This is a genomic window from Actinopolymorpha sp. B9G3, assembly GCF_040120725.1.
Lineage (GTDB): Bacteria > Actinomycetota > Actinomycetes > Propionibacteriales > Actinopolymorphaceae > Thermasporomyces.
The window spans coordinates 110038-123456 of sequence record NZ_JBEEAB010000002.1 but is presented as its reverse complement, the minus strand read 5'-3'; the positions used below and the strand labels follow the sequence as shown (position 1 = coordinate 123456).

Annotated in this window: 8 protein-coding genes; 5 read left to right on the top strand and 3 right to left on the bottom strand. The window is 69.3% G+C overall.

The features are described 5' to 3' along the window. Window positions 1–45 precede the first annotated feature (45 nt). Window positions 46–678: a GNAT family N-acetyltransferase gene (locus ABNF93_RS03675; protein WP_349326085.1), complete on the top strand. Its 633-nt coding sequence runs from the start codon at window positions 46–48 to the stop codon at window positions 676–678. Between the two features lie 261 nt (window positions 679–939). On the opposite strand, the gene ABNF93_RS03670 is transcribed toward ABNF93_RS03675, so the two are convergent. Then, the gene (locus ABNF93_RS03670) at window positions 940–1398 is read right to left on the bottom strand and encodes a hypothetical protein (RefSeq protein WP_349326084.1); all 459 of its coding nucleotides are present in this window, start codon (window positions 1396–1398) and stop codon (window positions 940–942) included. After that, window positions 1391–1750, bottom strand: coding sequence for a hypothetical protein (locus ABNF93_RS03665; protein ID WP_349326083.1), 360 nt, complete (start codon window positions 1748–1750; stop codon window positions 1391–1393). The genes ABNF93_RS03670 and ABNF93_RS03665 overlap by 8 nt, the downstream gene beginning before the upstream one ends. Before the next feature lie 268 nt (window positions 1751–2018). On the opposite strand from ABNF93_RS03665, the gene valS reads away from it, so the two are divergent. Beyond that, entirely contained in the window at window positions 2019–4649 is a 2631-nt protein-coding gene (valS, locus tag ABNF93_RS03660; protein ID WP_349326082.1) for a valine--tRNA ligase, read from the top strand. Window positions 4650–4725: 76 nt separating this feature from the next. Here the strand turns inward: valS and glgP are convergent, their stop codons facing one another. Further along, window positions 4726–7440: an alpha-glucan family phosphorylase gene (glgP, locus tag ABNF93_RS03655; protein WP_349326081.1), complete on the bottom strand. Its 2715-nt coding sequence runs from the start codon at window positions 7438–7440 to the stop codon at window positions 4726–4728. A 291-nt stretch (window positions 7441–7731) separates the two neighbouring features. Here glgP and ABNF93_RS03650 point away from each other — a divergent pair, with 291 nt between their 5' ends. The 3 genes from ABNF93_RS03650 (at window position 7732) to ABNF93_RS03640 (ending at window position 13411) form a co-directional block, all read left to right on the top strand. Beyond that, window positions 7732–10005, top strand: coding sequence for an alpha-1,4-glucan--maltose-1-phosphate maltosyltransferase (locus ABNF93_RS03650; protein ID WP_349326080.1), 2274 nt, complete (start codon window positions 7732–7734; stop codon window positions 10003–10005). A gap of 209 nt (window positions 10006–10214) precedes the next feature. Continuing rightward, window positions 10215–11894, top strand: a complete 1680-nt coding sequence (treS, locus tag ABNF93_RS03645; protein WP_349326079.1) for a maltose alpha-D-glucosyltransferase — start codon at window positions 10215–10217, stop codon at window positions 11892–11894. Window positions 11895–11980: 86 nt separating this feature from the next. Next, window positions 11981–13411: a maltokinase N-terminal cap-like domain-containing protein gene (locus tag ABNF93_RS03640; protein WP_349326078.1), complete on the top strand. Its 1431-nt coding sequence runs from the start codon at window positions 11981–11983 to the stop codon at window positions 13409–13411. Window positions 13412–13419: the final 8 nt, after the last annotated feature.

The following is a 13419-nucleotide window of genomic DNA, read 5'->3' as shown; positions in this document are numbered from 1 at the left end:
CACCCCGCGATGGCGGTCGGGCGGGTCGGCGGCAGACTCGTGCGGGTGAGCGAGCCGACGGAATCCTCCTATGTCGTACGACCGGCGACGGACAGCGACGCCGACTTCATCGCGCTGATGACGCTGGAGGCGTTCAACTGGGATCCCGACCGGACCCCCTTCACGATGGCGCAGTTGCTGGCCGATCCGGCGCTCGCGAAGTACGTCGAAGGCTGGCCGGCGGCCGGTGAGGAGGGGGTGATCGCCCAGACGTCGGGTACCGCGAGCGGCGGAGGTCCCTCCGCGACGGGCGCGGGTCCCGGGTCGACCCGCGCCGGTTCGGGGTCGACCGGGCCGGTTTCGGGGTCGACAGACACCGGTTCGGGTTCGATCGGCACGGGTCCTGTGCCGATCGGGGCGGCGTGGTGGCGGTACTTCTCGTCAGCCGAGCCGGGCTACGGCTACGTGGCCGACGACGTACCCGAGATCGGCATCGCCGTCGTGGCGTCGTGGCGCGGCCGTGGCCTCGGGCGGGCCCTGCTGCGCGGGATCGCCGACCGGGCCAGGGCCGCCGGAGTCTCCCGGCTGAGCCTGAGCGTGGAGCGTGCCAACCCGGCCGCCCGCCTCTACGCCTCAGAGGGGTACGAGATCGTCGCCGTCGACGAGTCCGCCGAGACGCGGGTGAAGCACCTGCGGTAAATGACCACGCTGCCCATGCTGGTGGTCACATGACCAGGCGCCGATGCCTCGTCCGAGGCCACAGGCCCAGCCGACCAGGCCAGTAGCCGAGCCCCTCGATCACCGAGTGCCAGCCGGTCCTCCCTCGATCACCGAGGCCCGCATCCAGGCCCACAAACCCAGCCAGCCAGGCCACTCACCACCCCACAGGCACCGACACCTGCCCCACAGCCCACAAGCCCAGCCGACCAGGCCAGGAGCGGTCACCTGCCATGGCCAGCGTCAGCCGCGGGCAGTGCGACGGAGCCAGAGCAGGCCGAGGACGGGGAGGACGAGCGGGATGAAGAGGTAGCCGCGCCCGTATGCCGACCACACCGTCTCGTCCGGAAACGCCGCCGGGTCGAGGACGCTGAACGTCCCGATCGCAAGGACCCCCGCGAGTTCGATCCCGCACGCGGCGTACGCGACCGGCCGGGCGACCCGACCGCCACGGGCCAGGGCGACGGTCGCCACCACGTAGACGATGGCCGAGAACGCCGAGAGTGCGTAGGCCACCGGCGCCTCATCGAACCGCGACGCGATCTGGACCGCCGCCCGGGCGCTGGCGGCCACCGCGAAGACCGCGTACACCGCGACGAGCACCCGGCCGGGCCCGGACCGGGTCGACCTGGGGTGGCCGCCGCCCGGCGCCGGCGCGCCGGGTCGTCGAGGCCGGTCAGGGGTCTCGAGCCCGTCAGACACCGGCCCACACCTGTTGCAGGCGTACGACGAGAACGACGACGACCAGTCCGCCGACCCCGAGGACCACGCCGCTCCACCGGTTGCGTTCCGACGCGGCCCACAGGACAGCGATCGGCAGCACGAGCACCGAGACGATGAGGTACGCGAGGAACGTCGCGAACTCCGTCGGCCGCTCACCGCTCAGCATCAGCACGACCGCGGCGATGAGCTGGCCGATCAGCGCGAGCTCCAGCAGCGCGGCTCCGCCGACCAGAACGATCCCCGAGATCCGGTTGAGCAGGCCGGTCAGCAACGAACCAACGGAAAACACCAGTCCCAGCACCACGAGCACGGTCACCAGGACGCCGATCATCGCGCTTCCTCCGTCGGGTGGGCATGCAGGATTCTCCGCATTGTAGTACTACGTACGGTAGTAGAACTGCGGTGGGTCGAGGCTTTGGGTTAGCATTGGCCCCGATGGCCAACGGAGCGCACCCTCACAGCGTCCACGCCCGCGTCGGCAGCGCGCGGGCGCGAGTAGCCACGCGCCTCTGAGCGCTCTCCGACCCCTCTCGTTCTTCCGACCTTTTGCCGTGGCACGCCCACGACGCGTGCCGCGACATCTCGAAGGTGAGCCATCCATGCTGCCTGCAGACATGTCCACGCCCATCCAGGTTCCCGACCGGCCCTCCCTCGACGGTCTCGAGGACAAGTGGCTGCACTCCTGGGACGCCAACGACACCTACCGGTTCGACCCCGCAGCGCCGGCCGGGCAGATCTTCTCGATCAACACGCCCCCGCCCACGGCGTCCGGCGACCTGCACGTCGGCCACGTCTTCTCCTACACCCACACCGACATCGTGGCCCGCTTCCAGCGCATGCGCGGACGCGAGGTCTTCTACCCCATGGGCTGGGACGACAACGGCCTGCCCACCGAACGCCGGGTGCAGAACTACTACGGCGTCAGGTGCGATCCGTCGTTGGCGTACGACCCGAACCTCGTCGCGACGCCGCGCAACCAGCGGCCCAAGGCGATCCGCGACCAGCAGACCGCCATCTCCCGGCGGAACTTCATCGAACTCTGCGAAACCCTGACCCTGCAGGATGAGCAGGCCTACGAGCGACTCTGGCGTCAGGTCGGGCTCTCGGTCGACTGGTCGCAGCTCTACACGACGATCGGCGCACCCGCCCGCCAGGTGTCGCAGCGGGCGTTCCTTCGCAACCTGGCCCGCGGCGAGGCCTACCAGGCGGAGGCGCCGACCTTGTGGGACGTGACGTTCCAGACCGCGGTCGCCCAGGCCGAACTCGACGACAGGGAACGCCCCGGAGCCTTCTACCGTGTGGCGTTCCACGCCGACGAAGGCTCTGACAACGCCCGCCCGAACGAGTACCCCCGCACGATCGAGATCGAGACCACCCGGCCCGAACTCCTGCCTGCCTGCGTCGCACTCGTCGCGCATCCAGATGACGCGCGCTACCAGCCGATGTTCGGATCGACCGTGCGTACGCCGGTGTTCGGTGCGCGGGTCCCGGTCCTCGCCCATCGGCTGGCCGATCCCGAGAAGGGCACCGGGATCGCCATGATCTGTACCTTCGGCGACACCACCGACGTCACCTGGTGGCGCGAGCTCGACCTGCCGATCCGCGCGGTGATCGGACGTAACGGACGGTTCCTCGCCGATCCGCCAGAAGGCCTTGCCCCACAAGGGAAAACGGCGTACGCGGAACTCGCCGGCCGCACCGTCAAGCAGGCACAGCGGCGGATGGTCGAGCTGTTGGGCGAGTCCGGTGAGATGATCGGCGAACCTCGTGAGATCACCCATCCGGTGAAGTTCTACGAGAAGGGCGAGCTGCCGCTCGAGATCGTGACCAGCCGGCAGTGGTACATCCGTAACGGTGGAACGGATCCGACGCTACGTCAAGCTCTCCTTGCGCGTGGTCGCGAGCTGGGTTGGACCCCTGACTTCATGCGCCACAGGTACGAACACTGGGTCGAAGGGCTGACCGGCGACTGGTTGATCAGCCGGCAGCGGTTCTTCGGGGTGCCGTTCCCGGTGTGGTATCCCCTGAACGCCGCGGGCGATCCGGACTACGACCGGCCGCTCCTGCCTGGTGAGGACCGGTTGCCGATCGACCCGACCTCGGACGTTCCCGACGGCTACCGCGCAGACCAGCGTGGCGTTCCCGGTGGGTTCATCGCCGACCCTGACGTCATGGACAGCTGGGCCACCTCGTCCCTGACGCCGGAGATCATCTGCGGGTGGGAACGCGACCCGGACCTGTGGGCGAAGACCTTCCCGATGGACCTGCACGCCCAGGCCCACGACATCATCCGGACCTGGCTCTTCGACACCGTCGTGCGTTCCCACCTCGCACACGACTCGCTGCCGTGGAAGCGTGCGGCGATCTCGGGCTTCGTGGTGGACCCCGACCGCAAGAAGATGGGCAAGTCGACCGGCAACGCCAGTACGCCGATCGACGTGCTGCACCGCTACGGCACCGACGCAGTGCGCTGGCGGGCAGCCGGTGCCCGGCCGGGTCTGGACTCGCCGTTCGACGAGGCGCAGATGAAGGTCGGCCGGCGGCTCGCGACGAAGATCCTCAATGCCAGCAGGTTCGTGCTCGGACTCGGCTCGGCGGCGCCCGATCCCACGCAGGTGACCGAGCCGCTCGACCGTGCCATGCTCACCCGCCTCGCCGAGGTGGTGCGGGCGGCGACGGAATCACTCGACGTGTACGACTACACGAGCGCCCTGGAGACGGCCGAGAGGTTCTTCTGGGACTTCTGCGACGACTACCTGGAACTCGTGAAGGATCGTGCGTACGCCGGTCTGGGTGACGAGGACGGTGCGGGTAACGGCGCTGCGAACAACGCGGGGAGTACGTCTGCCAAGGCGGCCTTGACACTCGCCCTGTCGGTGCAGCTGCGGCTCTTCGCGCCGTACATGCCGTTCGTGACCGAGGAGGTCTGGTCATGGTGGCAGGAAGGTTCCATCCACCGTGCGTCGTGGCCGAGCGGCGAGGAGTTCGCCCACCTGGACGGCGACCCAGCCCTCCTGAGCGCGATCAGCACCGTTCTCGCGGCCGTCCGCGGAGCGAAGTCGGCTCGCAAGCTGTCCATGAAGGCAGAGCTGTCCCGGGTCACCGTGCGCGGGGCGCAAGCCGAGCTTGACAGGATCGCCGCAGCCGCCGCGGACCTCCGCAACGCCGGCCGGATCGGCGTCCTCGACCTGCATCCGGACGCGGACACGGCCGTGACGGTCGACGCCTGACCGCCTCGTCAGTTGTTGGAGGTTCGTCGCCCTAGAAGCCGACGAACCTCCAACAGGTCATCGCGGGCAGGAACGCCTAGCGGAGGTCGCCATTGGTGAATCCTGGGCTCGAGGGTGGCCAGGCAACCAGACCGAGCTCGGCAGGTCCGGAGAGTCGCTCATGGTGCGGCAGGATCCGCACCGTGTAACCGACGGGGCCGGTCCGGTCGAAGTGGACCTCCCCTTCGTAGCGATACCGCCCCGCCTCATACGCCTCGGCCTGCTTCAACGACACCGCGGTCGGGTCCCTCAGCTGGTCCGAGTCGTCCACCCGGCCGTGCAGCACCTGCACGTCGACGTCCTCCGGAGTGAGCGACCCCAGGCTGACGAAGACCCGCAACGCGGCCGAGCCACCCAGTTGGGCGCCATCGCCGGCGCCCGTCGACTCCACGTGGTCGACGCGTACGCCGGACCAGCCGTCACGCACGCTGCGCTTCCACGCCGCGAGCGCCCGCGCCCCGTCGAACGAGGAGTTGAGCGCCCGGGAGCTCTGGGCCGCCGGCGTGTACAGCTCGCGTACGTAGTCACCGACCATCCGGCTCGCCAGCACCTTCGGCCCGAGCGACTTCAGCGTGTGCCGCACCATCTCCAGCCAGCGGCGCGGCAGACCGGCGGCGTCACGGTCGTAGAAGCGCCTCGCGACCTGGTTCTCGACCAGGTCGTACAACGCGGTCGCCTCGAGCTCGTCCCGGCGGTAGGCGTCGTCCACCCCGTCGGCGGACGGGATCGCCCAGCCGTTCTCGCCGTCGAACCACTCGTCCCACCAGCCGTCGCGGATCGAGACGTTGAGCCCGCCGTTGAGGGCCGCCTTCATCCCGGACGTTCCGCAGGCTTCGTACGGGCGCAACGGGTTGTTGAGCCACACGTCGCAGCCGGTGACCAGCGGATGCGCCAGCGACATGTCGTAGTCGGGCAGGAACACGATCCGGTGGCGCACCTCGGGATCGTCGGCGAACCACACGATCTCCTGGATGAGCTTCTTGCCACCGTCGTCGGCCGGGTGCGACTTGCCGGCGATCACCAGCTGGATCGGCCGCTCGGGGTCGAGCAGCAGCCGCTTGAGCCGCTCGCGGTCGGTGAGCATGAGAGTGAGTCGCTTGTACGAAGGAACCCGCCGGGCGAAGCCGATGGTCAACACGTTCGGGTCCAGGGCGTCGTCGATCCAGCCCAGCTCGGCCTCGGAGGCACCACGGGCGAGCCACGCCTTGCGCAGCCGCGCACGGGAGAACTCCACGAGCCGGGCCCGGAGCTTCGCCTTGGCCGACCAGATCTCCGCCATCGGGATCTGGTCGGCGACGTCCCAGGTGCCGGGGGCATCGACGATCCCGGCGAGGCGGTCGTCAGGATCGCCTGACCCGTCGGCGCCAGCCTCGAGCTCGCTCATCTCCCGGGCGACCCAGGTCGGAGCGTGGACCCCGTTGGTGACGGAGATCACCGGAAGCTCGGTGGCGTCGAAGCCGGGCCACAGCCCGGCGAACATGCCCCGGCTCACCTCGCCGTGCAGGGCGCTGACGCCGTTGGCGCGCTGACCGAGCCGCAGACCCATCACCGCCATGTTGAACAGGCCTGGGTCGCCGCCCTCGTAGTCCTCGGCGCCGAGTGCGAGCACCTGGCCGATCGGGATGCCGGCGCCCGCCGCTCCGCCATCGCCGGAGCCAGAGCCTGCGGTGGTGCCGGACCCGTCCTGCCCGCGCTCCCATGCCGCGGACGTTGCCACCGGCGTACGCGCCCACACGGTGAAGTGCTGCTCCACGAGCTCGCGGGTGAACCGGTCGATGCCGGCAGGGACCGGCGTGTGGGTGGTGAAGACGGTGCCGGCCCGGGTGATCTCCAGCGCGGCGTCGAAGTCGAGCCCGTGTCCCTCGACGTACTCCCGGATCCGTTCGAGGCCGAGGAAGCCCGCATGCCCCTCGTTGGTGTGGAACACCTCCGGTGGGGTCGCGCCGGTGATCCGGCTGTAGACCCGCAGGGCGCGTACGCCGCCGATGCCGAGCAACATCTCCTGCAGCAGCCGGTGTTCGGTGCCACCGCCGTAGAGCCGGTCGGTCACGTCCCGTTCGAGGGGCTGGTTGTCCTCGATGCCGGAGTCGAGGAGGAGCAAGGGCGCCCGGCCGACCTGGGCGACCCAGATCTGGGCGGCCAGCTGCCGGCCACCGGGCAGCGCGACGCTCACCCGGGCAGGCGTACCGCCCGCCTCGCGGAGCAGCGTGAGCGGCATCGCCTGCGGATCGACGATCGGGTAGCGCTCCTGCTGCCAGCCTTCGCGGGAGAGTGACTGGACGAAGTAGCCGTGCCGGTAGAGCAGGCCGACACCGATCAGCGGTACGCCGAGGTCGCTGGCCGCCTTGAGGTGGTCGCCGGCCAGGATGCCGAGGCCGCCGGAGTACTGCGGAAGCACCGCGCTGATCCCGAACTCGGGTGAGAAGTACGCAATCTGGCGCGGAGCATCCGGCCCCTGCGCTTGGTACCAACGGTCGCTCGTGAGGTAGTCGCGCAGGTCGTCCGCTGCCTCTCCAAGGCGAGCCAGGAAGCCCTGGTCGGAGCCCAGTTCGGCGAGGCGCTCGGCCGTGACCTCGCCCAGCAGGCGTACGGGATCATGGCCGCTCGCCTCCCACAACTCGCCGTCGACGGCGGCGAACAGGTCCTGGGTGGGCGGGTGCCACGACCAGCGGAGGTTGAGGGCGAGGTCGCCGAGCGGCGCGAGCGGCTCGGGGAGCATCGGGCGGACGGTGAAACGACGGATGGCGCGCACGAGGGCACACGCTAACCCAGCGCCATCTCCGACACGCCGTGGGGCCTGCTCTGTCGTTGCAGAACAAGCAAGGTTTTGCAGCCGCTCCGGGGGAACCACCCGGGTATGAACCTGCTGCTGGTCGGCCTCGTGGCGGGCCTCGCGTTGGCTGCGCGGCGCCAACCGTACCCAACCCGAGCATGCCCTGGCTCTACCCGTGATACTGGGATGAGTAGGTTCACCGCTGTGTCTCAGCGTCGATCCCGAAACAACCGATCCCACGCCCGCCCATCCCCCAGCTCCCGGACTTCCATGGCTCCCAACGAGATGCCCCAAGACCCCAGGCAGCAGGCTCACGGCGCGCCGGATCCCGGCCGCGGCACCATCACCTCGGGGGAGGTCGCCGAAGCGACCGAGGCCCCCGAGGTCACGGAGGGGACCGAGACCGAGGCCCCCGAGGTCGCGGAGGTCGGCGAGGACACCACCGGAGCGCGCCACCGGCCCGACCCGGCAGCGGACCGGTCCTGGGACCCGCACACCGTGATCGGCCGGATCCCGATCATCTCGGTGGATCCGGTCGTACGCGCCGGCGGGCAGTTCCCCGCGAAGGCCGTCGTCGGCGAGGCGTTCACGGTCGCGGCGACGATCTTCCGCGAGGGCCACGACGCGCTCGGCGCCAATGTCGTCACCCGTGGCCCGGACGGCCGCACCCTCGGCTGGATCCCCATGCGCCCCGGCGAGCCGGGGACCGACCGGTGGTTCGCGGAGATCCGTCCCGATGCGGAGGGTGACTGGACCTACACGATCGAAGCGTGGGGCGACCCCGTGTCCACCTGGCGGCACGCTGCGGAGATCAAAGTCCCGGCTGGTCTCGACGTCCCGCTCATGCTCGCCGAGGGGGCGCAGGTCCTGCGGCGCGCCGCTGACAACCTTCCGGCGGCCGACCGGGCCGGTCGCGCGATCCTCGAGGCTGCCGTACACGCGCTCCGTGACGACTCCCGACCCGCCGAGGCCCGGCTGCATGTCGCCACGGCGCCGGAGGTGTCCGAGGTCCTGGCCGCGCACCCGCTGCGCGACCTGCTGACCGCCTCCGAACCCTTCCCGCTGCGGGTCGACCGCGAGCGGGCGTTGTACGGCAGCTGGTACGAGTTCTTCCCGCGGTCCGAGGGCGCCTACCTCGCCGCGGAGGAGGGCCGCTGGGTCTCCGGCACGTTCAAGACCGCCGCCGAACGCCTGCCCGCCATCGCCGCCAACGGCTTCGACGTCGTCTACCTGCCACCGATCCACCCGGTCGGCAAGGTCAACCGCAAGGGCCCCAACAACACCCTCGACCCTGGGCTCGGCGATCCCGGCTCGCCCTGGGCGATCGGGTCCGACGAGGGCGGCCACGACGCCGTCCATCCCGACCTGGGCACCCTGGAGGACTTCGACGCGTTCGTGGCCCGCGCGGGCGAACTGGGCCTGGAGGTCGCGCTGGACCTGGCCCTGCAGGCCGCGCCCGACCACCCGTGGGTCGCCGAGCACCCCGAGTGGTTCACCACGCTGTCCGACGGAACCATCGCCTACGCCGAGAACCCGCCGAAGAAGTACCAGGACATCTACCCGCTGAACTTCGACAACGACCCCGAGGGGATCTACGCCGAGGTGCTGCGGATCGTCCGGCACTGGATGGACCACGGCGTACGCATCTTCCGGGTCGACAACCCGCACACCAAGCCGGTGCAGTTCTGGGAGTGGCTGCTCGCCGAGATTCGTACGACCGATCCGGACGTGCTCTTCCTGTCCGAGGCGTTCACCCGGCCGGCCATGATGCAGACGCTGGCCAAGGTGGGCTTCCACCAGTCCTACACGTACTTCACCTGGCGCAACACCAAGGACGAGCTCGAGTCCTACCTCACCGAGCTCAGCCAGCAGACGTCGGCGTTCCTGCGGCCGAACTTCTTCGTCAACACCCAGGACATCCTGACCGCGTTCCTGCAGGACGGCGGGCCGGCGGCGTTCAAGATCCGCGCCGTCCTGGCGGCGATGCTCTCCCCCACCTGGGGTGTCTACTCCGGCTTCGAGCTCTGCGAGCACCTGGCTCTGCGCCCGGGCAGCGAGGAGTATCTCGACTCCGAGAAGTATCAGTACCGACCCCGCGACTGGTCCGCCTACGAGCCGGGCGGCGACCGCGAGGGCCAGTCGATCATGCCCTATCTGCGCCAACTGAACGACATCCGCCGTGCACATCCGGCCCTGCAACGCCTGCGCAACCTACGTTTCCACCATGTTCCAGACGACAGCCTGCTCGTCTTCTCCAAGCGCGAGCAGCTGCCGGACGGCGACCACACCGACGGGCGGCGCGACAGCGCTCACAGCGGCGCAGCCGACACCGTTATCGTCGCAGTCAACCTCGACCCGCACGGGACCCGTGAGTCGGTCGTTTCCCTCACCATGCCCGACCTGGGCCTGGACTGGCACGACACCTTTGTCGTGCACGACGAGCTGACCGGCGAGACATGGCGCTGGGGACAGCACAACTATCTCCGGCTCGACCCCGCTGTCCAGCCGGCCCACATCCTCTCCCTCCGACGAGGTATCGCATGATCCAGACTGCTGCCCCAGGGGACCGTCCGTCCGGGAGCTCCGGCGGGCGCCCTCCCGACCCCAGTTCCACGTCGACGGCCAGTTCCACGTCGACGGCTGGCTCCACGTCGACGGCTGGCTCCACATCGACGGCTGGCTCCACATCGACGGCTGGCTCCACATCGACGGCTGGTTCCACATCGACGGCACCGGACGCCAGCGCGTCCGGCGTGGTGGGCGGCCTCGGGTCGGATCCCGAGTGGTACAAGCGGGCGGTCTTCTACGAAGTGCTCGTCCGTTCCTTCGCCGACTCCACCAGCGACGGGATCGGTGACATCAGCGGGCTGAGGGAGAAGCTCGACTACCTCGAGTGGCTGGGTATCGACTGCCTGTGGCTGCCGCCGTTCTACGCCTCGCCGCTGCGCGACGGCGGGTACGACGTCGCCGACTACACCGCCATCGCGCCCGACATCGGCAGCCACGACGACTTCGTGTCGTTCGTCGAGGCCGCTCACGCCCGGGGTATCCGGGTGATCATCGACTTCGTCATGAACCACACCTCCGACCAGCACCCGTGGTTCCAGGCGTCCCGCAACGACCCCGACGGTCCGTACGGCGACTTCTACGTCTGGGCCGACACCGACGAGGGATACCCGGACGCGCGGATCATCTTCGTCGACACCGAGACCAGCAACTGGACCTTCGACCCCGTACGCAAGCAGTACTTCTGGCACCGGTTCTTCTCCCACCAGCCGGACCTCAACTTCGAGAATCCGAAGGTCTGCGAAGCGATCATCGACGCGCTGAAGTTCTGGCTCGACCTCGGGATCGACGGGTTCCGCCTCGACGCCGTGCCGTACCTCTTCGAAGAGGAGGGCACGAACTGCGAGAACCTCCCGAAGACCCACGAGTTCCTGCGCCGGATCCGCAAGGAGGTCGACAAGGAGTACCCCGACCGGGTGCTGCTCTGCGAGGCCAACCAGTGGCCCGCCGACGTCGTGGAGTACTTCGGGGATCTCGGCAGCGGTGGCGACGAATGCCACATGGCGTTCCACTTCCCGGTGATGCCCCGCATCTTCATGTCCGTACGCCGGGAGTCGCGCTACCCGATCTCGGAGATCATGGCGCAGACGCCGAAGATTCCCGACCGCTGCCAGTGGGGCATCTTCCTGCGCAACCACGACGAGCTGACGCTGGAGATGGTCACCGACGAGGACCGCGACTACATGTGGGCGGAGTACGCCAAGGACCCCCGCATGAAGGCGAACATCGGGATCCGCCGGCGCCTCGCTCCCCTGCTGGAGAACGACACCAACCAGATGGAGCTGTTCACCGCGCTCCTGCTGGCGCTGCCCGGATCGCCGGTGCTCTACTACGGCGACGAGATCGGCATGGGCGACAACATCTGGTTGGGCGACCGTGACGGCGTGCGTACTCCCATGCAGTGGACCCCGGACCGCAACGCCGGCTTCTCCGCCTGCGACCCCGGCCGGCTCGCGCTGCCGGTCATCATGGACTCGATCTACGGCTACCAGGCCGTCAACGTCGAGGCCGAACTGCAGAACAGCTCCTCGCTGCTGCACTGGGTGCGCCGGATGATCTGGGTACGCAAGCAGAATCCGGCGTTCGGTTCCGGTTCGTTCACCGATCTTGGGGGTAGCAACCCCAGCGTCCTGTCGTTCGTTCGGGAACAGGGCGACGACGCGGTGCTCTGCGTCAACAACCTGTCCCGGTTCCCGCAGCCGGTCGAGCTCGACCTGCGCCGATGGGAGGGGGTCGAGCCCATCGAGCTGATCGGTGGGGTGCGGTTCCCGAAGATCGGCGAGCTGCCGTACCTGCTGACCCTCGGTGGCCACGGGTTCTACTGGTTCCGGCTGCCCCTACCCACAGGTGAGGAGCCCTTGGCCTGAGGCAAAGCGACAGGGCGAGACGACACTTCCTTGAGCCAACACAGTCTTGAGACAACACCGCCCTCGAGGAAGGCGACCGAAAGGCGATGATGGGACAAGCCGCTCAGACCACCGGTCTCCATGACTATCTCGAACGCCAGCGATGGTTCGCGGGCAAGGGACGAGAGTTCACCGTGGAAGCCATCCACCCCCTGAGCTGGCTCTCCGCACCGCCGGCCGACTCGAACAACACGGCCTGGCCCGCGGTCCGGATCGAGCTGGTGACCGTTCGCTATGCCGACGGGGGAGGCAACCTGGTCGACGTCTACCAGCTCCCGGTCTCCTACCGGCACGAACCGGAGGACCACCTCGGCCACGCCGCGATCGCCGACTGGGCCGAGCCCGAGCTCGGCGGCAAGATCGTCTGGGCCTACGACGCCCTGCACGACAAGGAGGCCACGCCGGCCTTCCTCCAGGGTCTGCTGCGTACGACGGTCACAGGCGACGTGGCGTTCCAGCGGATCGGGACCATGGACGTCGAAACCGAGCTGCCGTCGCTGGTGTTGACCGGCGAACAGAGCAACACGTCCCTGGTGTTCGGTGAGGACGTGCTGCTGAAGGTGTTCCGGCGGGTGCACCACGGGCGCAACCCCGACATCGAGGTGCACGAGGCCTTCGCCCGGCACGACTGTGGCAACGTCGCCCGCCTCTTCGGCTGGATCGAGGCGGAGTGGCCCGACGCCGACGGCAAGCCAGGGCGCGGCGACCTGGGAATGTTCAGCGACTTCTTCCGTACGGCGACCGACGGGTGGGAGCTGGCCATCACCAGTGTGCGCGACCTCTACGCCGAAGCCGACCTGCACGCCGACGAGGTAGGCGGCGACTTCGCGGCTGAGTCCCACCGGCTGGGCGCCACGACCGCTCAGATCCACGCCGACATGGCCCGCTACCTCCCGACCGGCGAGTGGGGGCGCGACGAGCTGGTCAGCCTGGCCGGCGCGATGCGGTCCCGGCTGGCCGCGGCGATCGACGTCGTACCGGCCCTGCAGACCTACGCCGGCGGCCTGCGCCAGGCATACGACGACCTCGAGGGCGCCCTCGAGTCCGTCCAGGTCCAGCGGATCCACGGCGACTTCCACCTCGGCCAGACCATGCGGACCGTCGGCGGCTGGCGGATCATCGACTTCGAGGGCGAGCCGGCCCGCGCCTGGGCCGAACGCACCGCGCTCGACTCCCCGATCCGCGACGTTGCGGCGATGCTCCGCTCGTTCGACTACGCCGCCCAGCACCTGCTCGCCGGCCACGACCACCCCGACGAGCACCAGCTCGCCTACCGCGCGGCCGAGTGGTCCGAGCGCAACCGCTCGGCGTTCTGTGAGGGCTACGGCGAGGTGGCCGGCAGCGACCCGCGCGACCAGGGCGTCCTGATGCGTGCGTACGAAACCGACAAGGCGGTCTACGAGGTCGTCTACGAAGCCCGCACCCGACCCGACTGGATCGGGATCCCCCTCGCGGCGATCCGGCGCCTCGCCGGTTGAACAGTCCG

Bases quoted from the DNA above. Each gene is read 5' to 3' on its own strand.
- ABNF93_RS03665 (WP_349326083.1), bottom strand. From the start codon at position 1,750: ATGATCGGCGTCCTGGTGACCGTGCTCGTGGTGCTGGGACTGGTGTTT.
- ABNF93_RS03640 (WP_349326078.1), top strand. From the start codon at position 11,981: ATGATGGGACAAGCCGCTCAGACCACCGGTCTCCATGACTATCTCGAA.
- valS (WP_349326082.1), top strand. From the start codon at position 2,019: ATGCTGCCTGCAGACATGTCCACGCCCATCCAGGTTCCCGACCGGCCC.
- ABNF93_RS03650 (WP_349326080.1), top strand. From the start codon at position 7,732: ATGGCTCCCAACGAGATGCCCCAAGACCCCAGGCAGCAGGCTCACGGC.